Genomic DNA, 24,254 nt, shown 5'->3' on the forward strand with positions numbered 1-24,254 from the left:
GCCCTGACAGCACAAGGACAATTCCGGGCTTGATTTTCGTGTCCGGTTTCCGTATCCAGCCGGTAAATGTTAGCGATAACATAGATTGGAGCGTATCCGCGCTTCACATCCCGGCTGAAGCCCTAGATAGCAGGGTGGGGAATTCGAAAGGAAGCGGACCATGGTTTCACGCGTAATTCCGGTAGATCCGTTTGACCTCGTGCTGTTCGGCGCGACGGGTGATCTGGCGCAACGCAAGATCCTGCCAGGGCTCTATCATCGGTTCGCGGTTGGGCAGATGCCCGAAGATGCGCGCATCATCGGTACCGCGCGATCCGAGGTCGACAGCGACGGGTTTCGCGCCCAACTGCGCGTGTCGATGGATGAATTCGCCCCGAAATACGACAAAGACACTCTGGATCGTTTCCTGTCGCGTGTTGAGTATGTTCCGGTGGATGCGTTGGGGGATGCGGGCTGGCCTGATCTGGCCAAGGCACTGCGCCCGGATGTCGTGCGCGCCTTTTACCTGTCCGTGGGGCCAAGCCTTTTTTCTGGCATCGCGCAACGGCTGAACGATCACGGGCTGGCCACGCCTGACAGCCGGATCGTGGTTGAAAAACCCTTCGGCCATGATCTGGCCTCGGCCAAGGCGCTGAATGGGGGCCTGCGCGCCTGTTTCGAAGAGCATCAAATCTATCGGATCGACCATTATCTGGGCAAGGAAACCGTGCAGAACCTGATGGCCCTGCGCTTTGCCAATTCGCTGTTCGAACCGCTCTGGAACGCGACCCATGTCGATCACGTTCAGATCACCGTGGCCGAGACCGTGGGTGTCGAAGGGCGCGGCGCGTACTACGATCAATCCGGTGCGATGCGCGACATGATCCAGAACCATCTGGTGCAATTGCTGTGCCTGACGGCGATGGAGCCGCCCTCGAAATTCTCGCCCAATGCGGTACGCGATGAGAAGGTGAAGGTCATCGAAGCGCTGGAGCCGGTGGAACCCAAGGATATCGCTCGTGGCCAGTACCGCACCGAAAAAGGGGGCGATGGCTATCTGGATCACGTCGGCAACCCCGCCAGCCGCACCGAAAGCTTCATCGCGCTGAAGGCGCATATCGGCAACTGGCGCTGGGCCGGGGTGCCGTTTTACCTGCGCACCGGTAAGCGCCTGCGGGCTCGGGAATCCGAGATCGCCGTGTTCTTCCGCGATCCGCCGCATACGATTTTTCCGAATGTCGGGCCTCTGCATGGCAATGTGCTGGTGATCCGCCTGCAACCAGACGAAGGCATCACCCTCCGCACGACCATCAAGGAACCGGGGCAGGGCGGCTTCCGCCTGTCCGACGTGGCGCTCGACATGAGCTTTGCTGATGCGCTGGGCGACCACTCACAATCGCCTGACGCCTATGAACGCCTGATCATGGATGTGATCCGGGGTGATCAGACCCTGTTCATGCGTGGTGACGAGGCCGAGGCCGCCTGGGCCTGGGTCGATCCCATCATTCATGGCTGGGAGGAGCGTGGCGACAAGCCCGCGAAATATGATCAGGGCAGTTCTGGCCCCGAAGAGGCATTGATGCTGATGCATCGCGATGGGCGCCGCTGGCGTCAGATCGGAGGGTAATCATGGTCAACATAGTCATATCCGACGTCACCAAACGCATCATCGACCGCAGCGCCGATCTGCGCGGCCCGCATCTTGAGCGGATGGAGCGGGCCAAATCCAAAGGCCCGGCGCGCGCGCATCTGTCCTGCAGCGGTCAGGCTCACGCCTTTGCGGGGGCTGGTGAGGATCAGGACTCCATGGCCACCGGCACGGCTGGCAATCTGGGGATTGTCACCGCCTATAATGACATGCTCTCGGCCCACCAGCCTTTCGAGCGCTATCCGGCCCTGATCCGCGATGCGATCCGTGCAGCAGGCGGCACTGCGCAGGTCGCGGGCGGAGTGCCTGCCATGTGCGACGGCGTCACCCAAGGCGAGGCAGGAATGGAGCTGTCTCTGTTCTCACGCGACGTGATTGCCTTGGCGACGGGTGTTGCGCTCAGCCACAACACCTATGACGCAGCGGTGTTTCTGGGCGTCTGCGACAAGATCGTCCCCGGCTTGATTATTGGCGCTCAGGCCTTTGGCCATCTGCCCGCCGTCTTCCTGCCAGCCGGCCCGATGACCAGCGGCTTGCCGAACGACGAAAAGGCAAAGGTCCGCCAGAAATTCGCTGCCGGTGAAGTGGGCCGCGAAGAGCTGATGAAGGCCGAAATGGCCGCCTATCATGGCCCCGGCACCTGCACCTTCTACGGCACTGCCAACACCAACCAGATGCTGATGGAATTCATGGGCCTGCACCTGCCAGGGTCCAGCTTTATTAACCCGAATACGCCTCTGCGCGACGCCCTGACCGAGGAAGGCGCCCGTCGCGCCCTGTCGCTCAGCGCGCTGGGCAATCACTACACGCCCGTCTGCCAGATCCTCGACGAGCGCGCTTTCGTCAACGGCATCGTCGGCCTGATGGCTACCGGAGGGTCCACCAACCTGCTGATCCACCTGATCGCCATGGCGCGGGCCGGGGGTATCGTGCTGGATTGGGAGGATTTTTCCGACATCTCCGCTGTGGTCCCTCTGGTCGCGCGGGTTTATCCGAACGGTCTGGCCGACGTAAACCACTTCCACGCTGCCGGGGGCTTGGGCTTTGCCATCGGCACGCTGCTTGAGGAAGGATTGCTGCACCCCGATACGCTCACCGTTGCGGGGCAGGGCCTGCACAACTACACCAAGGAACCCAAGCTTAAGAACGGCGAACTGGTCTGGGAAGACGGCGCAGGCCACAGCCTGAACGAAAAGATCGTCCGTCCCGCCAACGATCCGTTCCAAGCCACGGGCGGCCTCTCGCGCTTGACCGGTAATCTGGGCACCGGCGTCATGAAGGTCTCGGCCGTGGCGCCAGAACACCAAGTGGTCGAAGCACCCGTGCGTGTGTTCCATGATCAGAACGCCGTGAAGGCTGCCTTCAAAGCCGGAGAGTTCACCGATGACGTCATCGTCGTCGTTCGCTTCCAAGGCCCCAAGGCCAATGGCATGCCCGAATTACATTCCCTGACACCAATCCTGTCGATCCTGCAGGGCCGGGGCCAAAAGGTCGCGCTGGTCACCGATGGTCGTATGTCCGGCGCATCTGGCAAGGTGCCCGCCGCCATCCATGTCTGCCCCGAGGCGCTGGACGGCGGGGCCATCGCCTATCTGCAGGATGGAGATCTCCTGCGCGTCGATGCCGTCAAAGGCGAGCTTGAAATCCTCACCCCCGGCGTTCTCGACCGCACCCCGGCCACTGCAGATCTCACCGCAAACCAACACGGCGTTGGCCGTGACCTCTTCAGCGCCTTCCGTCAGAATGTCGGCTCAGCCGACACCGGCGCCAGCATTTTCGGAGTTTGAACCCATGTCCAAAACTCAACGCACCCGCGAGATCTGCGCGCTGGCCCCGATCGTCCCGGTTCTGGTCGTGGATGACGCCGCCCACGCCCGCCCGCTGGCCGAAGCTCTGGTCGCCGGAGGCCTTCCCGCGCTTGAAGTCACTTTGCGCACCCCCGCCGCGCTCGACGCGATCCGTGCTATGGCCGACGTCCCTGGCGGCGTTGTTGGTGCAGGCACGCTGATCACCCCCGAGGACGTCCGCGCCGCCAAAGAGGCCGGTGCACAATTCGGCGTTTCCCCCGGTGCAACTGATGCCCTGATCGCCGCCTGCGAAGCCGAAGGCTTGCCTCTTCTCCCCGGTGCGGCCACCGCAAGTGAAGCCATGGCTCTACTGGAAAAGGGCTATGACATGCTGAAATTCTTCCCCGCCGAAGCCTCCGGCGGGGCACCCGCCCTGAAAGCCATCGGCGCACCCCTGCCGCAGATCGCCTTCTGTCCCACAGGTGGCGTGTCGCCCTCAAACGCCCTCGATTACTTGTCGCTATCGAATGTTGTCTGCGCAGGCGGCAGCTGGGTTGCGCCCAAACAGATGGTTCAAAACGGCGATTGGGCCGGGATCGAAACACTTGCGCGCGAGGCGGCAAGCCTGACGGATTGACGCCACAGGGCGAAACGCTAGGGTAGGCCTCAATTCAAACAGGTTGCCCTCATGACAAACCAGCTCTCCCTCGCGCATGGGCGCGAGTATCTGGCCATTCCCGGCCCTTCGGTCATGCCCGACGCGGTGCTGCAAGCCATGCACCGCCCGTCGCCCAATATCTATGACGGCGAACTGATCGAGATGATGCCCGCGCTGACACGTGATCTGAAGCGTGTGGCCGGGACCCAACATAACGTCGCCATCTACATCGCCAACGGCCACGGCACGTGGGAGGCCGCGCTTTCCAACGTCATCGCCCCGGGCGAAACTGTGCTCGCTCCAGCCTCGGGCCGCTTCACCCATGGCTGGGCAGAGATGGCCGAGGGGATCGGCGCAAAGATCGAATTGATCGATTTCGGCATGTCCTCACCCTGGGATCTCGACCGTATCGCCGAAGCTCTGCGTGCTGATACCAGCCACAAAATCAAAGCGGTGCTCGCGGTTCATGTCGACACGTCCACGTCGATCCGGAACAATATCCCGGCTCTGCGCGCCTTGCTCGACGATCTTGATCACCCCGCTTTGCTGATGGCGGATTGCATCGCCTCGATGGGTTGCGACCGGTTCGAGATGGATGCCTGGGGCGTCGATGTCACGGTCACCGCCTGCCAAAAGGGGCTGATGACCCCGGCAGGTACCGGCTTTGTCTTTTTCAACGACAAAGCACAGGCCAAACGGGCCTCCATGCCCCGCGTCTCGCAATACTGGGACTGGCAGCCCCGCGCCAACCCCGATCTGTTCTACCAGTATTTCAACGGCACCGCGCCAACTCACCACCTCTATGGTTTGCGCGCAGCACTCGATCTGATCCATGGCGAAGGCTTGGAACATGTCTGGGCCCGCCACGAACACCTTGCCAAAGCCATCTGGGCCGCTTGCGAGATCTGGACGCAAGGCGGAGCGCTTCAATTCAATGTCACCGACCCAGCGCATCGCAGCCACGCGGTCACCGCCCTGCGCCTGACCGAAGGACGTGGTACGCTGCTGCGGAACTACACTGAAAACCAGCTCGGCCTGACTCTGGGCATCGGTCTGGGGATGGAGGATTGGGACGGCTGTTTCCGGCTCGGCCATATGGGCCATGTAAACGCGCAAATGATCATGGCCATGCTTGGTGGTATCGAAACCGCCATGGCCGCGCTCGATATTCCCCGCGGCAAAGGCGCCCTCGAAGCCGCTGCAGCAGCACTCGCCGACCAGAGCTGATCCGCATTTTCATCTGGCCATAAATATCTTCGGGGGGATCGCGCCATGGCGCGATGGGGGGCAGACAGCCCCCCTACACGGCCCGGGCCTTCGCCAAAGCCACAGGCAAAGCAGCTTCAAAGGCCGACATCTCAGTCTCCCCCCCGCAACTCACCCGAATACACCGGTTCTGAGGTGCCGCGAACGGCATCCGCACGAACACACGCTGTTCGACCAGCGAGTCCAGAACAGCCTTGGCAAACACCCCATCGCGCCCGCAATCGATCGCCACGAAATTCGTGGCAGAACTTATAGGCTCCAGCCCGTTCTCTCGCGCAATTTGTCCGATCCGGTCGCGCGCTTCGGCAATCTGCGTCTGAACTTGCACTAGCCAATCGCCATCTTCCAACGCCGCCAATGCTCCGGCCTGCGCGGCGCGATTCATGCCAAAGTGATTGCGCACTTTGTTAAAGCCCGCAATCAACTCCGGCGCACCGATGGCGTAACCCACCCGCGCCCCGGCCATGCCATAGACTTTGGAAAAGGTCCGCATCCGGATCACACGCGGATCGTCTGCAGCAACGGGCGCGGCGGTGCCTTCGGGCGCGCATTCCACATAAGCCTCGTCAAGGACCAGCAAGCAGCCGTCGGGCAGCGCCTCCATCGCGGCAACGATAGCCGCCCCTGAATGCCAGGTTCCCATCGGGTTATCCGGGTTGGCCAGATAAACCAGCTTTGCGCCCATCTCTGCCGCTTTGGCGAACAAGGCCGCCGGGTCCTCGTGATCGTCGCGATAGGGAACCGTGTGCAAAATCCCTCCGAACCCCGCCACGTGATAGTTGAATGTGGGATAAGCCCCGTCCGAGGTCACGACTGTATCGCCCGACCCGACCAGCAGCCGCACCAGATAGCCCAGCAACCCATCAATACCTTCCCCAACCACGATATTCTCGGGCGTGACGCCATGATGCGCCGCCAGTGCATGGCGTAGGTCAAAGTTCTCGGGATCGCCATACATCCAGACCTCTCCCGCCGCCCGTTGCATCGCCTCAATGGCACGAGGTGAGGGGCCAAACACGCTCTCATTCGCGCCGATCCGGGCAACGAAAGGCGCGCCACGCTGGCGCTCCTGCGTTTCGGGGCCGACAAAAGGCACGGTAGCGGGCAGGGATTGCGCAAGCGGGGTAAAACGAGGACCAGTCATGGCCGCAGATAAGCGCAACCTCTGCAGAGGGGCAAGCCTTGCACCCTGTCGCAATCACCGTCAGGGTGTCCGCAACCATGGTTCGGAGGTGGCATGCGTTTTCTACTGGGGCTTGTCCTGATCGGTCTTGCTTATCTGTCGTTCTGGCCGGTCCCTGTTGATCCCGTCGCGCATGAGATGCCCAAGCCGCCCGGTTTCACTGGTGATTTTGCTGAGAACACCCATCTCGATAAAGCGCAGCTGATCTCCCTCCCGGACGGAGAGATCGGCCCCGAAGATATTGCGATCCTGCCCGGTGGTGCGGTCTACACCACCAGCCTGTCTGGCGCTCTTTATCGCATCGGCGGGGATCAGCCGACCCAGGTCGATCAACTCGACGGTCGCCCTCTGGGTCTGCGTGCAGGACCGGATGGTGCGCTCTACATTGCTGACAGCTTTCGCGGTCTGATGCGCTGGTCCGGACCAGGAACGCTGGAGACGCTGGCCACCGAGATCGACGGAGCGCCCATGATTTATGCCAACAACCTCGATGTGGCGCAGGATGGCATGGTTTATTTTTCGAACTCTTCGGACCGCTTCGATCCTGAAACGATGGGCGGCACCAAACCCACCTCGGTCATGACCATTTGGGAGCAATCTCCGACCGGCTACGTCGCGCGATATTCTCCCGACGGCAGCGTCGAGAAGATCGCCGAGGGATTTGTTTATACCAACGGTATCGCCCTTTCGCCGGACGAAGATTTCCTGCTGATCGCCGAAACGGGACGGGCGCGGGTACACAAACTCTGGCTCTCCGGCCCGAAGGTCGGAACGCAGGAGGTTTTACTCGATAACCTGCCGGGCTATCCCGACAACATCAAAGCGCAGGGCGATGGCACCTATTGGATGGCCTTCGCCAGCCCGCGCGTGCCATCCGAGGCGCTGATGCCTTATCCCTTCCTGCGCAAGGTGATCTGGCGGCTGGGCCCGATGGTGCGCCCTGCGCCGATTCACCGCGGTATGTTGGTGCAGTTCGACGGCGACGGAACCATCCTGCGGACGCTGCAGGACCCGGACGGACGGTTGGGCATTACCACCAGCGGGCAAGTTGTCGACGACCAGTTCTATGTGATGACGCTGGATTCTCCGTGGTTTGGCCGGATGCCACTCTCCGATATGCCCTGACGTCGCAGTGGCGCCGACCGTCCCGAGCTGGCATGGTTGCCGCAACAAAGAACACCCCGGAGGTCCCATGTCCCGCGTATCCGTCGAATACAAAGACCACATCGCCCATGTCACGCTGACCCGCGGCGACAAGATGAACGCGCTGGATGATGCGATGATCAAGGCGATCCTTTCGGCAGGACAAGAGGTCGCCGCCGCCGATATCCGCGCCGTGGTGCTGTCGGGCGAAGGTAAAAGCTTCTGCGCCGGACTCGACATGGCCAGCTTTGCCAGCATGGCACATACCGATCCAACCGAATGGCTGATGACCCGCAGCCACGAGGACGCCAACGAGATGCAGGAGCTCGCCCTGACCTGGCGGCGCGTTCCGGTTCCGGTGATCTGTGCCATTCAGGGCGTCGCCTATGGCGGAGGTCTTCAGATCGCGCTGGGCGCAGATATCCGCATTGCGCATCCCGAAGCCAAGCTGGCGGTGATGGAGATGAAATGGGGCATCATCCCCGACATGGGTGGCATGGTTCTGCTGCCCCAGCTTGTGCGTTCAGACGTGCTGCGTCTGCTGACTTACACGGCCCGTCCCATCGGCGCGCCACAGGCGGCGGATTGGGGGCTGGTGACAAAACTTTCCGACGACCCTCTGACCGAAGCGCTTGCTCTGGCCGAGGATATTGCTGGTAAAAGCCCCTCGGCCATCCGCGCGGCCAAGCGCCTGATCGAAGTGGCCGAAAGCAAATCCCGCGCTGAGGTTCTGATCGAGGAATCCGCCGAACAGGTGGAGCTTATCGGAAAGCCGGATCAGATCGAGGTCATCACGGCCCAGATGCAGGGCCGCAAGCCCGAGTTCAAATAATCAGCGCATAAAACTGCGCCGCGCGTCGCGGGCCATATTGTACCGCATCTCCAGCTCGGCGATGCGGGCCATGGCGGCTTTTCTGTCCGCGGGATCGGTCAGCGCTGCATAGTCCTGCCGTGCCGCGTCCAGCTCTTTCTTGATGTTGAACTCCTCGGGCAACACCCCAGCCTGCGCCATGATCCGATGACCCGCTGCAATAGCGGGATCGCCCTGAGCTTCGGATGAGCGGTCGGGCAGGGGCTCACCTTCGCCTTCAAGACCCTGTAACTGGCCCTCGGCCTGCGCCTTTTTGATCTGGCGTTCCACCAGTTTTCCAAGCGACCCGAACATGTGCGCATCATACCGATTACGGCGACAAGGCGAAAGGGATCAACGCATTCTGCTTGTCACAAGATGCGCGATGCCACCGGCCAGAAGCCCCCAGACCGCAGCACCCAGCCCAAAGACCGTGATGCCGGACGCGGTGATGGCCAGCGTCAGAATGGCCGCTTCACGCTCAGCAGGCACATCCAGCGCGGCATGCATCGAATTGGCCATTACGCCGATCAGTGCAACCCCGGCCAGAGTGCCCATCAACATCGGATCAGCATGGGCGGCAAAGCTGGTGATCGCCACGGCAAAGACGCCAAACAGGCAGTAGAACACACCGCCCATGATCGCAGACCAGTATCGCTGCGCAGGGTCGGGATGGCTGTCCTCGTTGGAACACATCGCGGCCGTGATGGCGGCCAGACAGGTCGCGGGGGCGCCGAACGGGGCCGAAAGCAGGCTCGCGCCACCGACGGATGAAAACAGCTTGCCGGGAACGGGGGCAAAGCCAAAGCTGCGCATCACTGCGACGCCGGGGATATTCTGCGTTGCCATGGTGACGATGAACAGCGGAACGCCGATGCCGATGGCGGACGCGGCTGAGAAGGACGGCGTGGTCCAGATCGGAGCCGCGATCAGTCGGTCCGGCATCAGTTGCGTATCTCCTGCGTTCAGAGACACCACGACGGCCGCGGCGACCACGGCTGCCGGGACCGCGAACAACCGGTTGAAGCGACCCGCGATGAACCATGTCAGGATCACCGGCAGCGCCTGCCATGGAATTTCAACCGCAGCTTTGAAGGGCACAAGGCAGAGCGGCAACAACACCCCAGCCAGCATCGCCTGCGCCAGCGATGTTGGGATTGCTGCAGCCAGCCGCCCAAGGGGCTTCCACAGCCCCGCCAGCACGGTCAGAGCTCCGGCGCATAGGAACGCTCCGGTCGCGCCTGAAAACCCCTCGACCGGGGCGGCAGACACCGCCAGCAATGCGGCCCCTGGCGTAGACCACGCGACGCTGATTGGCATTTTATACCGCAGGCTGAGGACGATGGCCGCAAGCCCCATGGCAATTGCTGCGCTCATCAGGCCCGACGCTGCTTGCGTAGGCGAAGCCCCCATGGCGCCCAGCCCTTGCAGGACGATGGGGAACGAACTGAAGAACCCGACAATGGCCACAACCAACCCGGTTGAGACGGTCTGCATCGGAGGGAAAGGTCGCGCCATCGGGGCCTCGGAGGATTGTGTCGCCGAAGTGCTACCAAGCGCGGGTGGGCGCGAACAAGAGGGAAAGCCTTGAGGTTAAAGAAAAACCCCTCCGTCAGGTTTGGCGGAGGGGTTTGGATCTGAATATTTGTGAAAAGATGAAGATCAGGCGATTTCGGCCAGACGGGCGAGGGCCTCGTTCAGCTTGGCCTCTTCTTCTTCACGGGCGGCGAGGTTGGCCTTGGCTTCCTCAACCACCTCTTCCGGGGCCGAGGCCACGAATTTGGGGTTGTTCAGACGCCCGCGCAAGCCGCCCAGTTCCTTGGCCAGTTTGCCCTTAGCTTTCTCCAACCGTTCCTTCTCGGCGCCGATATCGATGATATCCGCCAGCGGCAGGCCGAAGCTCGCGCCGGGGGCGGCGATCGAGATCGTGCCTTTGGGCAGTTCATCCGCTTTGGTCAGGCTGTCGATCCGCGCCAAGCGCTTGATCAGCGCTTCGTTGCGGTCCCATGCAGCCTGTCCATTGGCGTCGATCTCGGTCACCAGCATAGGCACATAGAGGCCCGCCGGAACCCGCATCTGCGCACGGGCCGAGCGGGTGTTTTCGATCACCGAGATCACCCAGTTCATCTCGCGATCCGCCTCTGCGTCGATCAGATCGGCGACGGAATAGCTCGGCCAGTCGGCGTGGACGACCATCTTGGGCCGCGCGCCGGTCAGGCCCCAAAGCTCCTCGGTGATGAAGGGCATGATCGGGTGCAGCAGGACCATACACTGGTCCAGAACCCAGCGCATGGTGGCGCGGGTCTCGGCCTGTGCCTCGGCGTCGTCGCCTTGCAGCAGCGGTTTTGAAAGTTCCACATACCAGTCGCAGACCTTACCCCAGACAAAGGCGTAAAGCCCGTTGGCCGCGTCGTTGAAGCGATAGCTCTCCAGCGCCGCATCGACTTCTTCGCGCACGCGGGCGGTTTCGCCGATGATCCAGCGGTTTACAGCCGCTTTGGGCTTCAGGTCGGCCACGTCCAGTAACGGCACGGCGTCGGTGAAGACCTCGTTCATCTCGGCAAAGCGGACGGCGTTCCATAGCTTGGTGCCAAAGTTGCGGTAACCGGTGATGCGCTCGCGGGATAGTTTCAGCACCCCGCCGATGGCCGCCATCGAGGCGTTGGTGAACCGCAGCGCATCGGCGCCGAATTCGTCCACGATCTCCAACGGGTCGATGACGTTGCCGGTGGTCTTGGACATCTTCTTGCCCTTCTCGTCGCGGACGAGCTGGTGCAGGTAAACAGTGTGGAACGGGATCTGGTCGACCACGGCCAGCTGCATCATCATCATCCGGGCGACCCAGAAGAACAGGATGTCGAAACCGGTGACCAGAACGTCCGTGGGGAAGTAGCGCTCCAGTTCTTCTGTCTGTTCCGGCCAGCCCAGCGTGCCGATGGGCCAGAGGCCGGAGGAGAACCATGTGTCGAGGACATCGGGATCGCGCCAAACCGGGTAGACCAGCCTGGTCGGGTCTTGTTCGACCGCGTATTGAGCAAGGCTTTCAGCGAACTGATGGATCGCTTCCTGCTTGTCGGCAACTTCGACAACCGTCGCATGGCTCAGCGGGCTGGGAATGTTTGCATTGTCGTCGAGGAATTTCTCGGTAACGGCTTTAAGGCTCGCAGCGCATTCCATGACATTGCCACGGTGCAGCATGCCGCCTTCGTTCAGCAAACGGCCCAATTCGACCAAATCAAGGTCGCCGTCGTTTTCATCGTCCTTAAAGTTCTCAGCCGATAGATCGAGACCATACCAAACCGGTATCTGATGTCCCCACCACAGCTGGCGCGAGATGCACCAGGGCTCGATGTTTTCCAGCCAGTGGTAATAGGTTTTCTCGCCCGACTCGGGGATGATCTTGACCGTACCGTCCTTGACCGCATCCAGCGCGGGGCCGACGACCTTGGCTGCATCGACGAACCATTGGTCGGTGAACATCGGTTCGATGACCACTTTCGAGCGGTCGCCAAACGGCTGCATGATCGGTTTGCTCTCGACCAGCGGGACCAGCTTGTCCGCGCCTTCATGATCGGGCTTCAGGGCGGTTGATCCCAGACGGGGATCATCCGCGCGGGTCATCACGGCCAGACCGTCAGCGGTAATCTCTTCCACAACCTTCGCGCGCGCTTCGAACCGGTCGAGCCCGCGCAGGTGATCGGGGATCAGGTTGATCGCGTCGATCTCGTTCTCGGTGAACTCTTTGCCGCGTGCGTATTCCTGCGCCTTGTCAGCCTCTTCGGCATAAGGCGCCCCATCGGCCCGCATCGCGCCTTTGGTGTCCATGAGACGATACATCGGAATGCCGCCGCGCTTGGCGACCATGTTGTCGTTGAAGTCATGCGCGCCGGTGATCTTCACCGCGCCCGAGCCGAAATCGGGGTCCGGATACTCATCGGTGATAATCGGGATCTGACGGCGATGCTCTTTCGGGCCAACCGGGATTTCGCAGAGTTTGCCGACGATTGGCGCGTATCGTTCATCCGACGGATGAACCGCAACCGCGCCGTCGCCCAGCATGGTTTCGGGGCGGGTTGTGGCGATCGAGATATAGTCGCGCTCTTCCTCCAGCACGATATTCCCGTCCTCATCTTTCTCGACGTAGGTATAGGTCTCACCGCCCGCCAGCGGATACTTGAAGTGCCACATATGGCCCGCAACTTCGATATTCTCGACCTCAAGGTCCGAGATTGCGGTCTCGAAATGCGGGTCCCAGTTGACCAGACGCTTGCCGCGATAGATCAGGCTCTTTTCGTACATGTCGACGAAGACCTTGATCACCGCATCGTGAAAATTCGCAGAATTTTCGTGCCCCGTGCGCGGATCACCCGCCGCGCCGGCCATGGTAAACGCGTTGCGCGACCAGTCGCAGGAGGAGCCAAGACGCTTCAACTGCTCAATGATCGTACCGCCGTATTCACCTTTCCATTCCCAGACCTTCTCAAGGAATTTCTCACGCCCCAACTCACGGCGGCCGGGCTGCTGCGTGGCGGCCAACATCTTTTCCACCTGCATCTGCGTGGCGATACCAGCATGGTCCTGACCGGGTTGCCAAAGCGTGTCGAAACCGCGCATCCGGTGCCAGCGGATCAGGATGTCCTGCAGCGTGTTGTTGAACGCGTGGCCCACATGCAGCGCGCCCGTCACGTTGGGCGGTGGGATCATGATGGTAAAGCTTTCATCGCGCGATTTGTTCGCGCCTGCCTTGAAGGCTCCGGCCTGTTCCCAGGCCTGATAAATGCGGGCCTCGGCCTCGGCCGCGTTGAATGTCTTTTCCATCGCCATGGGGTGCGTCCTGCGTCATCAATCTCGGGTCAGCGCCTGCAATAACGAATGCGTGCGGGAAGGGGAAGGGTCTGCGCGCTCTGGACAACGAACCCGTTCAGCCTAATGTCGCCCCTGACGCAGCCCAAAGGATCGCCCCATGGAAAAGTTCGGCAAAAGCCAGCCCGTCAAACGGACCGAGGACCTGCGGTTTTTGACCGGGAACGGCCAATACATGGATGACGCGGTACCCGAAAACGCGCTGCACGTGGCGTTTTTCCGCAGCCCGGTGGCGCATGGCCAGATCACGGCGCTGGATCTGGAAGCCGCGCGCGCGGCAGAGGGCGTGCGGCTGGCGATGGCGCTCGACGATCTGCAGGCGACAGGCATCGACACCGTGATGAACGGGGCCACTGTGCCCAACCGCGACGGCACTCAGGCTGCATCCCCCGAGAGGCACATGCTGGCCAACAAACGCGTCCGCTTCGTGGGTGAGCCGGTGGCAGTCGTGGTGGCTGATACGCTGCTGCAGGCACGCGACGCGGCTGAGTTGATCTGGATGGAGACTGAAGACCTGCCCGTAAAGATGGACGTTGGCGCGGGCGGCGAAACACTGCACCCCGAGGCCCCCGACAACCACGCCTTTGACTGGGGCCTGGGCGATGAGGCCGCGACCGAGGCAGCCTTTGCCACCGCCGCCCACATCGTCTCGCTGAACGTCGAAGATAACCGTGTCATCATCACCTCACTTGAGCCGCGCGGGTGTCAGGCCAACTGGGAAGATGGGCGCCTGCATTTTTCCTATGGCGGGCAGGGTGTCTGGGCGATGCGGACGCAATTGGCGCAAAAGCTGAAGCTGGATGCGGAAGACGTCCGCGTCACCACCCCGGATGTGGGCGGCGGCTTCGGTATGAAGGTGATGCCTTACCCTGAATATTTCTGCACCGCCGTTGCCGCCAAGAAACTGGGCCAGCCGGTGCACTGGATGTCGGACCGGTCCGAGGCGATGCTATCCGATCACCATGGCCGCGACCTGACCTCGCTGGGTGAACTGGCCTTTGATGCCGATCACCGAATTACCGCCTATCGCGTGCACAGCAAGGTCAATCTGGGTGCCTATAACAGCCATTTCGGGCAGGCGATCCAGACCAGCCTTTTCAGCAAGGTGCTGATGGGCGTTTATGACGTGCAAACCACCTATCTGCGGGTCGAAGGGTTCTATACCAACACCACGCAGGTCGACGCTTATCGCGGCGCCGGACGGCCCGAGGCGATCTATGTGCTGGAACGGGTCATGGACCGCGCAGCGCGCGAGCTGGGCGTCGATCCGTGGGAGCTGCGGCGCAAGAACTTCATTCGTCCCGCCGATTTCCCTTATACCTCGGCCACCGGTGAAACCTATGACGTCGGCGATTTCGACATGGTCCTCAGCCGCGCGGCCAGCCAGACCAGCGGGTTTGCAACCCGCAAGGCGGCGGATGCCGAACGGGGCCTGATCCGCGGACAGGGCCTCTGTTACTATATCGAAAGTATTTTGGGTGACCCTTCCGAGAACTCGAAGGTCGAGTTTTGCGAGGATGGCGCGGTGAACCTATACGTCGGCACCCAATCGAACGGGCAGGGGCACGAGACTGTCTATGCCCATTTCCTGTCAGATCAGACCGGGATTCCGATGGACCGGATCACCGTCGTTCAGGGCGACACGGACAGGCTCGCCCATGGTGGCGGCACGGGCGGGTCGCGCTCGGTCACGGTGCAAAGCACGGCGACGCTGGCCACCATCGACATAATGATCGCCGCATTCACGCCTTATCTCGCGGATAAGATGGGGGTCGAGGAAGACGACGTGCATTTTGATCATGAAACATTCCGGGCACCCGGCTCGAACCTGACCCCAACCCTGATCGAAGCGGCCGAGATGGCGCGTGCAGACGGGCGCATGGATCTGCTGAAGCACGAGGCCCGCGCCAATCTGGATGCCCGCAGCTATCCCAATGGCGCACATGTTGCCGAAATCGTTATCGATTCTTACACGGGCGAGACATGGGTTGATCGCTATACGGTCGTCGATGATTTTGGCAACCTTATCAACCCGATGCTTGCCGAAGGACAGGTGCATGGGGGCGTGGTTCAGGGCATCGGTCAGGCCTTGACCGAACATGTAGTGCACGATGCCCATGGGCAACTGCTCACGGCTTCGTTGATGGATTACGCCTTGCCGCGCGCGGCTGAGATACCCATGATTAAGTTTACCTCGGTTCCGGTTCCGTCAACGTCCAACCCGATGGGGATGAAAGGATGTGGCGAGGCCGGAACGGTGGGCGCTCTGGCTGCGGTGGCAAACGCGGTTCAGGATGCGCTCTGGGATCATGGGGTGCGGCAGGCGGATATGCCTTTCACACCTCATAGAGTTTGGGAATTGTTGACGCATGGTTCTGTCGCGGCTGAGTAGAAAGGTACTGGGATGGCTCGGGCGGCCTCTGCGGTCCGAGCACTCGGCCGAGACGCGCCACCGCGAACCGATCAGCCATGTCATCATTCTGGACGGCACAATGTCGACCCTGGAACCGGGCCGCGAAACCCATGCGGGTCAGACCCTGCGCCTGTGCTGTGAGATGGGCAGCAAGGTCTCGGTCTTCTACGAATCCGGTGTGCAGTGGGAAAGCTGGAAATCCTCTCTGGACGTAATGATGGGGCGCGGCATCAACCGCCAGATCCGCCGCGCCTATGGCTATCTCGCCTCGCGCTACAAACCCGGCGACAAGATCTTTTTCATCGGCTATTCACGTGGCGCTTACGGGGTGCGCAGCCTTGCGGGCGTGATTGACGCGATCGGGTTGCTCAAGGCCGAACACGCCACTGTCCGCAATATCAAACAGGCCTACCGCCACTATGAATGCACTGCCAACGGCAAGGCGGCGGCTGAATTCCGGCAGGCCTTCTGTCACGAGGATGTGGCTATCGAAATGGTAGGCGTCTGGGACACAGTCAAGGCGTTGGGCCTGCGCCTGCCACTGCTGTGGCGCTGGGCCGAGGAACGTCACGCCTTCCACAACCACCAGCTGGGCCCTGCGACCCGCCACGGTTATCACGCCATGGCACTGGATGAGACCCGCGAGGTGTTCGAACCGGTGCTGTGGAAATGCACGCCCGATTTCAAGGGCCATATTGAGCAGGTCTGGTTCCGCGGTACCCACGGTGATGTGGGTGGCCAGTTGAACGGGTTCGAAGAGGCCCGCCCCCTCAGCAACATCTCTCTGATCTGGATGCTGGACAAGGCCGAGCTGCACGGCCTGCCATTGCCCGAAGGCTGGCGCGACCGCTTCCCCACCGACACCCATGCGCCATCGGTCGGCACATGGCGCGGCTGGGGCAAGATTTTCCTTCTGCGCAAGCATCGGAAAGTCGGGAAGGACCGGTCCGAGCGCCTGCATGTCTCGGTCTCACCAGACGAGCTGCCCGGCTGGGTGCCGATGCCAGATTTACCGTCGCATCCGGCGCAGTAGGCAACGCTGTATCTTATCGATTTACGTGTTTTATATATATGCTGTTTACGTTGGTGCCGGGTAGACATTTCGGTGCTATTGAAAGACACACGACCCCATGCCGGATCCATATTTTTCAGAATTGAAATACCTGGGCGGACCGACTCTCGATTTCATCGAGATCGCAGTCGACGCAGGCACCGATGTGTCCGGCCTGGTCGTGACCATCTACCAGAGCAGTGGTGAGATTCGATCCACCAACACACTGGCTGGTATTACGCCGACAACGGTGGCGGGGCGCGATATTTACGTCATCGATACGACCAGTTCCGGTACATTTACCGGACTTGGGAAAACGAATGGCATCTCGCTTTCCGAGGGGTCGACGGTTTACCAGTTCAACTCTTTCAGCGATCCGCCAAGCCCCGGGCCGATTACTGCAACGGCCGGACCCGCCAGCGGCATGCAATCGACTGTCATCGGTCAGGCCGGAGCGGGCGATTCTCTGATTTCCACGGACGATGGCGGCACCTACTCGGTAAATACCGATCCCACCCCGGGAAGCATCCCTTGCCTGACCGCAGGTACATTGGTTGCCACTGATGTAGGGCCGGTTCCGGTTGAGGATCTTGAACCCGACCAACCGATCCGTTTGGCATGCGGCGGCGCGCAACCGCTTCTGAAGGTCATGTGCCGCTCGGTTAACTCACGCGAGCTACGCCGTAACCCGAAGCTCTATCCAGTACGAATATGTGCAGGTGCATTGGGACAGGGCCTGCCCCGCCGGGATTTGCTTGTCTCGCGCCAACACCGCATGCTGGTGTCCTCTGCCATTGTGAAGCGTATGTTTGGCCGCCCCGAAGCTCTAGTTGCCGCCATACGGCTTGCCGGGCTGCCGGGCATCTATGTTGATGATACGGTTGACGGCATCACATACGTTCATCTGGTTCTTGCGACACACGAAGTGATATTCGCCGAAGGTGCCCCGACCGAGAGCATGCTGATTGCTGAGGAGGCACTGAAATCAATGCCCCCCGAGACGGTTGAAGAACTACACGCGCTGTTTCCCGAGTTGTCGATCAACGCGATGGCAACAACCAAGTATCTGGTGCCGGACAATGCGCGCCAGAAAAGACTGGCGGCGCGGCATGCCCAGAACGGGTTGCATCTGCTTTCGGAATACTCCGACAGCAGATATCACGCAGACTGACATAACGCAGCCTGCGCTTCGCACAGCTTGCAAAGTTGCAGATTTACCGCCGCCGGTCGCGGCGAGAGCTCATGGGCTGGAACGCCACGCCCACATGCGCCTCGCAATAGGGCTTGCCTGCCTCAACCGGCAGGCCGCAGAACCAGAAATCCTCGGTCGCGGGGTCGCCCACGGGCCATTTGCAGGTCTTCTCGGTCAACTCCATCAGCGTCAGCTTCTTGGCCTTCTTCTCGACCTCGTTGACCTTGGCCAGCGCCTCGGGGCTGATCTCGTTGGCCGAAGGTTGCGGCGGCAAAGGCTGACCGGCAGGGATGATCTGACGGCGGGCCGGAGTGGCCGGTTTTGCTTCCGTGGCAGGGGCCGGACGGGCCGGTTCGGTCTTGGGTGCTGGTTTGGGCTTGGCCTCGGCCTTGGGTGCGGGTGCCGGTTTCTCCTTAGCTTCGGCCTTGGCCGGGCTGGCACCGGTGGCGCGGTTTGACAGGCCCAGACGGTGGACCTTGCCGATCACCGCGTTGCGGGTCACGCCGCCCAGTTCCTTGGCGATCTGGCTGGCCGACTGGCCCTCGCCCCACATCTTTTTCAGCAGCTCTACACGCTCGTCAGTCCAGGACATCATTTGCCTTTCAAAAGCGGAAAGCGGCCCCGGATTCGGGCCGCCTTGGGAATTCGTCTCAGCCCCCTATTTTAATCACTGCGGGCCGAGTTACAAGCGGTCTTCGAATCAGGTATGGGGCAGATCATGCAGAATCTCATGGATCAGGACACACGCCGCTTTGGTACGGTAAACTGGATGGGCCTCTATACGCTGGCGCGGCGCGAAACACTGCGCTTTCTGGCCGTGTGGACGCAGACTCTGTTGGCCCCTCTGGTGACGGCGGGATTGTTCCTGCTGATCTTCACCATTGCCATTGGTCCAAGCCGGCCCGACGTGATGGGCGTTCCGTTCCTGATCTTTCTGGCGCCGGGTATCATGATGATGACGGTGATCCAGAATGCATTCGCCAACACCTCGTCGTCGATGGTGATTGCCAAGGTGCAGGGAAATATTGTCGACACACTGATGCCGCCCCTGTCGCCTTTGGAAATCCTGTTGGGGTATCTGGCCGGCGGTATTGCCCGAGGTGTCCTGATTGCATTTGTCGTGGCCGCTGCGTTTCTGATCTTTCTGTCGATCGTGCCCCAGAACCTGATGATCACGCTGATCTTCGTCATCCTCGGCGGGGCCTTCATGGGCGCGCTGGGCCTGTTTGCCGGGATATTTGCCAACAAGTTCGACCAGATGGCAGCGATCACCAACTTCATTGTTACGCCGTTGGCCTTCCTGTCTGGTACCTTTTATTCGGTTGAAGCACTTCCGCCGGTCCTGAACCGCCTGAGCCACATGAACCCGGTGTTCTATCTGATCGACGGGCTGCGCTATGGCATGATCGGGGTATCCGACAGCTCTCCTTGGTTGGGCATGGCGGTCTGTGGCGCAGCAACGCTATTGGTCGGAGCAGCGACATGGCAGATGCTGCGAACGGGTTACCGTCTCAAGGCTTAGGTCGCATCGGCCAGTGATCCGGGCTGTAGGGCCACGCGGGGTCGCCCGAGCCGTGGATGCAGCCGCGCCGCTACGGCCCAGGCTCCGAACAGGGCCAGGCCGCCAGCCGCGAACACGCCAGCGACCGGTGTGATCAGCAGCACCAGCGAGGCCACGCCGGGCGTCAAAATGCCTGACACGTCGCGATAGCTGGAATAGATCGCTGACATCTCGGTCCGTTCCGAGGGTTTCACTGCCATGAGAAATGGCAATCCTGCGCAGATATCCAGCACGATCAGCCAAACGGACCCCAGAACCAGCGCTACGACCGAAGCGACCGGCCAGCCGGAGATCGCTGCGGCGATCACGAAACAGGCCCCGCAGGCGGCAAAACCCGTGCGCACCGCCACCCGCAGCGACCGCCCCTGCACCCAGCGCAGGATCAGAGGTGCGCCGAACAGCATGGCATTGGTGCTCGACAACAGGATGCCCCCGAGTTGTTCACCCAGCCCGTTCTGAATGGCAAAGATCGGCAGGTAGACCACATAGATCCACCAGCCGCAGGACCGAATCATCGCAAACAGATACCCAGCCAGCAGCCGCGGCTGCGAAAAAAAGCGCGGCAGATAGGCCAGCGGATTGCTTGCCGGTCCGCGCGCCTTGGTGATCAGTTTGCCGTTGCCCAAACGCATGCTCCAGAACAGGATCAACATGGCGACTGAGGCGACTGCGCTGATGACGAATGGGGCAGGGGCCCAGCGTTCCATCAACAACACGCCGATCATGGGGCCTCCGGTCCAGCCAAGGGCGCTGTAGAACATGCGGCTGGTCTCGCATCGGCCAAGTTCGATCTTGCTGATGTAATCCAGCACATAAGCGTTGAAACAGACAAAAGTCGTGACCGTGGCCACCGTGTTCAGCGCCAGTGCCAGCACGATAGAACCGGGGCTGCCCTCGATCGCCAGAACGGCGCTGATCACGAACAGGACGCATCCGGCGGTATAGGCCCAGCGCCGGGGGACGTAGCGGATAACAAACGGTATCATCAGCCCGGCAACAAGCGAGACGATCCCCACCAGAAAGTACACAAACGACACAGAGGACGCGTCGCCCAGCGCGCGGTACATCACAAGCGGAAAGACCGAGATCAGGATGCCTCGGACAATGGCCTCGAACCCTGCCAGGATGCCGAAATCGCGGACCGATGGTGCAGGGGCATGGCGGACCCATTCAGGGATACGGCGTTCATGCATCTGACAATCTTTCTAATCAACTATGATCAGATTGCGCCCGGCTAAGATGATTTCATGGGGGTTTGCGACATGGGTGTCGCGCGCAGACATCGCCTTGAAAAAACTTTCCGCCTATGACCGACGCAGCCGCGCCTCGCGCCAGACCAGGATCAGACCTCCGGTCAGGATAATGGCTGACCCGATCAAGCTGACCCCATCCGGGATCACTTTGAACACCACGAAATCGTAGAAGGCGGCAAAGATCAGTGTGGCATAGCTGATGGGGGCCACAAAGGAAGCATCCGCCCGCGCCATTCCGTTGACGAAACAGGCCTGCGCACAAGCCATCAGCACGCCAATCCCCGCCAGCGCTGCCCATTGCTGGGGCGTCGGAATCTGAAACACGAAGCTGACCGCGACCGAGGCGATGGTCAGCCCCATCGCATTGTTGATCAGCAAAATCTGGATCGGAATTTCACGGCCAGAAAGTTTCTTGATGAAAATCAACTCCATCCCGATGATCGCCGCCGCCGTCAGCGCCAGCAACGCAGCGGGCTGAAAGCTGGCGGGCGTGGGGCGCAGCAGTACCAATGCGCCGATCAGCGCCACGATGGCGGCCAGCCAGCGCCAGGGGCCGACCCCTTCTTTCAGCAGCGGGATCGCCAGCATCATCGCAAAGACCGGGTTCAGGAACGAGATCGCCGTCGCATCTGCAATCGGGATGAACGCGACCGCAGCAAACATCAACGTGACCCCGAGCCAGCCAAAGCTTGTTCGCCCGATATGCAGGCCCCAATGCGGGCGGCTCAAGCGCGGGCGCAGGATACCCACGGCTGTGACGATCACTAGAAAGGCAAACAGAAACCGCCCGTGACTGATCTGCAAAGGATGCAGCGCCGGGCCCAACGTATCTGTCCCCAGCGCTTTGGCCAGCAACGTAGTCCCCGCGAGAAGGGCGCTCGCCGCAAGGATCAGCAGGGCCGCAAGGGCAGGGTTCTGGCGTATCGGGGTCATGGCTCACCCGTGCGCCAGCGTCGGGTAAATGACAAGCGGTAAATCCCGGTCTCAGAGTGATTTTTGCCCCGATCATAAAAACGGGGTTTTCAGATCGATTGCACCCCGTTATACGACCCGCCATGATCAAACCCGCACATATCCTGCGCCTCCGACGCCGACGCCTGACCGCGTAACCGGCCCGTTTGATCCATTTGCGCTGCTCAAATGCGCGCAATCTCCACCAAATCAGTTGACGACCATGGCCCCAGTGTATCACTCACAGGGCTCAACCTATTCGAAAAGGATGATCCGATGATCCCGTCCGTTCTGCCGACCTATAACCGTGCGCCCCTGACATTCGTAAAGGGCGAAGGCGCCTGGCTGACCGAGGCGGATGGCCGACGTTTTCTGGACCTCGGCGCGGGGATTGCGGTGAACGCGCTGGGCCATGCGCATCCGGCTTTGGTGGCTGCGCTGACTGAACAGGCGCATGCGTTGTGGCATGTCTCGAACCTCTACAACATCCCGCAACAGCAAGCGCTGGCCGACAGGCTAGTCGAGCACACCTTTGCCGATACGGTCTTCTTCACCAATTCCGGCACCGAGTCCTGCGAACTGGCCGTAAAAATGGCCCGCAAGTATTTCTATGACAAAGGTCAACCTGAGAAGGTCGAGATCATCACCTTCGATGGCTCATTCCATGGGCGGTCATCGGCGGGTATCGCCGCCGCCGGGTCCGAGAAAATGACCAAAGGCTTCGGCCCGCTGCTGCCCGGCTTTGTGCATCTGACGTTCGGAGACCTCGACGGCATCACCAACGCCATCACTGACAAAACCGCAGCCATCCTGATTGAACCGGTTCAGGGTGAAGGCGGCATTCGCCCCGTTCCGGATGCAGAACTCAAAGCCCTGCGCCAAATCTGCGACGACAATGGCCTTCTGCTGATCCTGGATGAGGTCCAGTGCGGCATGGGCCGCACCGGCAAGCTCTTCGCGCATGAATGGGCGGGCATCACTCCAGATATTATGATGGTCGCCAAAGGCATCGGCGGCGGCTTCCCCCTGGGCGCTGTGCTGGCCACAGAAGAGGCGGCCAGCGGTATGACCGCAGGCACCCATGGCTCCACCTATGGCGGCAACCCGCTGGGCTGCGCTGTGGGCTGTGCGGTGATCGATCAGGTCGCGACACCCGCTTTCCTTGAAGGCGTCAACCGCAAGGCGGGCCTGCTGCGTCAGAAGCTCGAAGGCCTGATCGCGGACCACCCCGATGTGTTCGAAGAGGTTCGCGGCTCAGGTCTGATGCTGGGCCTGAAATGCAAGCCCGCCAATATCGACGTGGTCAATGCAGGTTATGACAACGAGGTTATCACTGTCCCCGCCGCCGATAACGTGATCCGCCTGCTGCCACCGCTCACCTTGACCGAAGACGACATCGCGCAAGCCCTGATCCGTTTGGAAAAAGCCGCGACGCAAGTCGAAAACGCAATGGCTTCGGCCTGAACTCGCCTGATTGAAAAGTGAAATAAAATGAACCACTTCCTTGATATCCACAAAACGGACGCAGGTGATCTGCGGAACATGATCGATCAGGCCGGCGCGATGAAGCGGGCGCGCCTCGGTCGTCCCAAAGCCGCCCCGGACGACGAACAGCCTCTGGCAGGCCGCATGGTTGCGCTGATCTTTGAAAAGCCGTCAACACGGACCCGCGTGTCCTTCGACGTTGGCGTGCGCCAAATGGGTGGGCAGACCATGGTGCTGTCCGGCAAGGACATGCAGCTGGGCCATGGCGAGACCATCGCCGACACCGCTCGCGTCCTGTCGCGCTATGTCGATATGATCATGATCCGGACCTTTGACGAAACGATCCTGACGGAGATGGCAGAATACTCGGACGTGCCCGTCATTAACGGCCTGACCGATCGCACGCATCCCTGTCAGATCATGGCCGATGTGCTGACCTATGAAGAGCATCGCGGCCCCATCGCAGGCAAAAAGGTCGTCTGGACCGGCGACGGCAATAATGTCTGCGCTTCATTTCTGCATGCCGCCGGTCAATTCGGTTTCGACCTGACATTTACAGGCCCGGCGCAGCTGGACCCGGAAGAAGAATTCATGGGGCTTGCGCGCCAGAAGGGCTCGAAAATCGTGATCGAACGGGACCCGCACAAAGCGGTTGAGGGGGCGGATCTGGTGGTCGCCGATACCTGGGTCTCGATGCATGATTCCCAGTCCGCGAAGGAACGCCGCCACAACATGCTGCGCCCCTATCAGGTCAACGCCGAGCTGATGTCGCATGCCAAGCCAGACGCGTTGTTCATGCACTGCCTGCCCGCGCATCGCGAAGAAGAGGCCACATCCGAGGTCATGGACGGCCCGAACTCGGTGATCTTCGATGAGGCCGAGAACCGGCTACACGCGCAAAAAGCCATCATGCGCTGGTGTCTGGGCGTCTGAGGCCTGCAGCAATCTGGGAGAGCCATAAAGGGCTCTCA

Annotated in this window: 19 protein-coding genes; 12 read left to right on the forward strand and 7 right to left on the reverse strand. The window is 61.1% G+C overall.

All coding sequences use genetic code 11. The features are described 5' to 3' along the window. Positions 1-160: 160 nt before the first annotated feature. Genes zwf through ACR0NF_RS00905 form a run of 4 tightly spaced genes read left to right on the forward strand, consistent with a single transcriptional unit; the run spans position 161 to position 5,299 of the window. Positions 161-1,606 carry a glucose-6-phosphate dehydrogenase gene (zwf, locus tag ACR0NF_RS00890; RefSeq protein ID WP_480657121.1) on the forward strand — a complete coding sequence of 482 codons (1,446 nt, stop codon included), beginning with the start codon at positions 161-163 and terminating at the stop codon, positions 1,604-1,606. Between the two features lie 2 nt (positions 1,607-1,608). After that, a complete protein-coding gene (gene edd, locus ACR0NF_RS00895) occupies positions 1,609-3,414 on the forward strand; it encodes a phosphogluconate dehydratase (RefSeq protein ID WP_480777612.1) in 1,806 nt (601 codons plus the stop codon). A gap of 4 nt (positions 3,415-3,418) precedes the next feature. Next, complete coding sequence (locus ACR0NF_RS00900) at positions 3,419-4,051, forward strand: bifunctional 4-hydroxy-2-oxoglutarate aldolase/2-dehydro-3-deoxy-phosphogluconate aldolase (RefSeq protein WP_480469192.1); 633 nt, start codon at positions 3,419-3,421, stop codon at positions 4,049-4,051. Positions 4,052-4,102: 51 nt separating this feature from the next. Beyond that, positions 4,103-5,299 (forward strand): pyridoxal-phosphate-dependent aminotransferase family protein, encoded by a 1,197-nt coding sequence (locus ACR0NF_RS00905; RefSeq protein WP_480777613.1) that lies wholly within the window; start codon positions 4,103-4,105, stop codon positions 5,297-5,299. Between the two features lie 73 nt (positions 5,300-5,372). Here ACR0NF_RS00905 and ACR0NF_RS00910 read toward each other — a convergent pair whose 3' ends face one another. After that, positions 5,373-6,482: a pyridoxal phosphate-dependent aminotransferase gene (locus ACR0NF_RS00910; protein ID WP_480469194.1), complete on the reverse strand. Its 1,110-nt coding sequence runs from the start codon at positions 6,480-6,482 to the stop codon at positions 5,373-5,375. Positions 6,483-6,575: 93 nt separating this feature from the next. Here ACR0NF_RS00910 and ACR0NF_RS00915 point away from each other — a divergent pair, with 93 nt between their 5' ends. Next, on the forward strand, positions 6,576-7,646 hold the full coding sequence (locus ACR0NF_RS00915) for an SMP-30/gluconolactonase/LRE family protein (protein WP_480777614.1): 1,071 nt from the start codon (positions 6,576-6,578) through the stop codon (positions 7,644-7,646). A 67-nt stretch (positions 7,647-7,713) separates the two neighbouring features. After that, positions 7,714-8,496 carry a crotonase/enoyl-CoA hydratase family protein gene (locus ACR0NF_RS00920; RefSeq protein WP_480469196.1) on the forward strand — a complete coding sequence of 261 codons (783 nt, stop codon included), beginning with the start codon at positions 7,714-7,716 and terminating at the stop codon, positions 8,494-8,496. Here the strand turns inward: ACR0NF_RS00920 and ACR0NF_RS00925 are convergent, their stop codons facing one another. From ACR0NF_RS00925 to ACR0NF_RS00935, 3 genes are all read right to left on the reverse strand, one after another. Beyond that, entirely contained in the window at positions 8,497-8,829 is a 333-nt protein-coding gene (locus ACR0NF_RS00925) for a DnaJ family domain-containing protein (protein WP_480469197.1), read from the reverse strand. A 39-nt stretch (positions 8,830-8,868) separates the two neighbouring features. Next, the gene (locus ACR0NF_RS00930; RefSeq protein WP_480469198.1) at positions 8,869-10,032 is read right to left on the reverse strand and encodes a benzoate/H(+) symporter BenE family transporter; all 1,164 of its coding nucleotides are present in this window, start codon (positions 10,030-10,032) and stop codon (positions 8,869-8,871) included. 144 nt (positions 10,033-10,176) lie between these two features. Further along, positions 10,177-13,338 carry a valine--tRNA ligase gene (locus tag ACR0NF_RS00935; RefSeq protein WP_480777615.1) on the reverse strand — a complete coding sequence of 1,054 codons (3,162 nt, stop codon included), beginning with the start codon at positions 13,336-13,338 and terminating at the stop codon, positions 10,177-10,179. 139 nt (positions 13,339-13,477) lie between these two features. On the opposite strand from ACR0NF_RS00935, the gene ACR0NF_RS00940 reads away from it, so the two are divergent. From ACR0NF_RS00940 to ACR0NF_RS00950, 3 genes are all read left to right on the forward strand, one after another. Continuing rightward, positions 13,478-15,769, forward strand: a complete 2,292-nt coding sequence (locus tag ACR0NF_RS00940; RefSeq protein ID WP_480777616.1) for a xanthine dehydrogenase family protein molybdopterin-binding subunit — start codon at positions 13,478-13,480, stop codon at positions 15,767-15,769. Then, positions 15,747-16,823, forward strand: a complete 1,077-nt coding sequence (locus tag ACR0NF_RS00945; protein WP_480777617.1) for a DUF2235 domain-containing protein — start codon at positions 15,747-15,749, stop codon at positions 16,821-16,823. Before ACR0NF_RS00940 ends, ACR0NF_RS00945 begins: the two co-directional genes overlap by 23 nt. Positions 16,824-16,920: 97 nt before the next feature. Further along, on the forward strand, positions 16,921-18,012 hold the full coding sequence (locus ACR0NF_RS00950) for a Hint domain-containing protein (RefSeq protein ID WP_480777618.1): 1,092 nt from the start codon (positions 16,921-16,923) through the stop codon (positions 18,010-18,012). Positions 18,013-18,055: 43 nt separating this feature from the next. On the opposite strand, the gene ACR0NF_RS00955 is transcribed toward ACR0NF_RS00950, so the two are convergent. Next, positions 18,056-18,625 carry a GcrA family cell cycle regulator gene (locus ACR0NF_RS00955; RefSeq protein ID WP_480657132.1) on the reverse strand — a complete coding sequence of 190 codons (570 nt, stop codon included), beginning with the start codon at positions 18,623-18,625 and terminating at the stop codon, positions 18,056-18,058. 126 nt (positions 18,626-18,751) lie between these two features. Between ACR0NF_RS00955 and ACR0NF_RS00960 the strand changes: the two genes are divergently transcribed. Beyond that, positions 18,752-19,555, forward strand: coding sequence for an ABC transporter permease (locus ACR0NF_RS00960; RefSeq protein ID WP_480657133.1), 804 nt, complete (start codon positions 18,752-18,754; stop codon positions 19,553-19,555). Here ACR0NF_RS00960 and ACR0NF_RS00965 read toward each other — a convergent pair. Together ACR0NF_RS00965 and ACR0NF_RS00970 are read right to left on the reverse strand one after the other, a co-directional pair. Next, positions 19,552-20,787 (reverse strand): MFS transporter, encoded by a 1,236-nt coding sequence (locus ACR0NF_RS00965; protein WP_480777619.1) that lies wholly within the window; start codon positions 20,785-20,787, stop codon positions 19,552-19,554. The two genes, ACR0NF_RS00960 and ACR0NF_RS00965, sit on opposite strands and share 4 nt — an antisense overlap. Before the next feature lie 111 nt (positions 20,788-20,898). Next, the gene (locus ACR0NF_RS00970) at positions 20,899-21,780 is read right to left on the reverse strand and encodes a DMT family transporter (protein ID WP_480469206.1); all 882 of its coding nucleotides are present in this window, start codon (positions 21,778-21,780) and stop codon (positions 20,899-20,901) included. Between the two features lie 294 nt (positions 21,781-22,074). On the opposite strand from ACR0NF_RS00970, the gene ACR0NF_RS00975 reads away from it, so the two are divergent. Continuing rightward, positions 22,075-23,262: an acetylornithine transaminase gene (locus ACR0NF_RS00975; protein WP_480666628.1), complete on the forward strand. Its 1,188-nt coding sequence runs from the start codon at positions 22,075-22,077 to the stop codon at positions 23,260-23,262. Positions 23,263-23,289: 27 nt separating this feature from the next. Next, a complete protein-coding gene (argF, locus tag ACR0NF_RS00980; protein ID WP_480469207.1) occupies positions 23,290-24,216 on the forward strand; it encodes an ornithine carbamoyltransferase in 927 nt (308 codons plus the stop codon). Positions 24,217-24,254: the final 38 nt, after the last annotated feature.

Source organism: Ruegeria sp. CF4 (assembly GCF_056537345.1).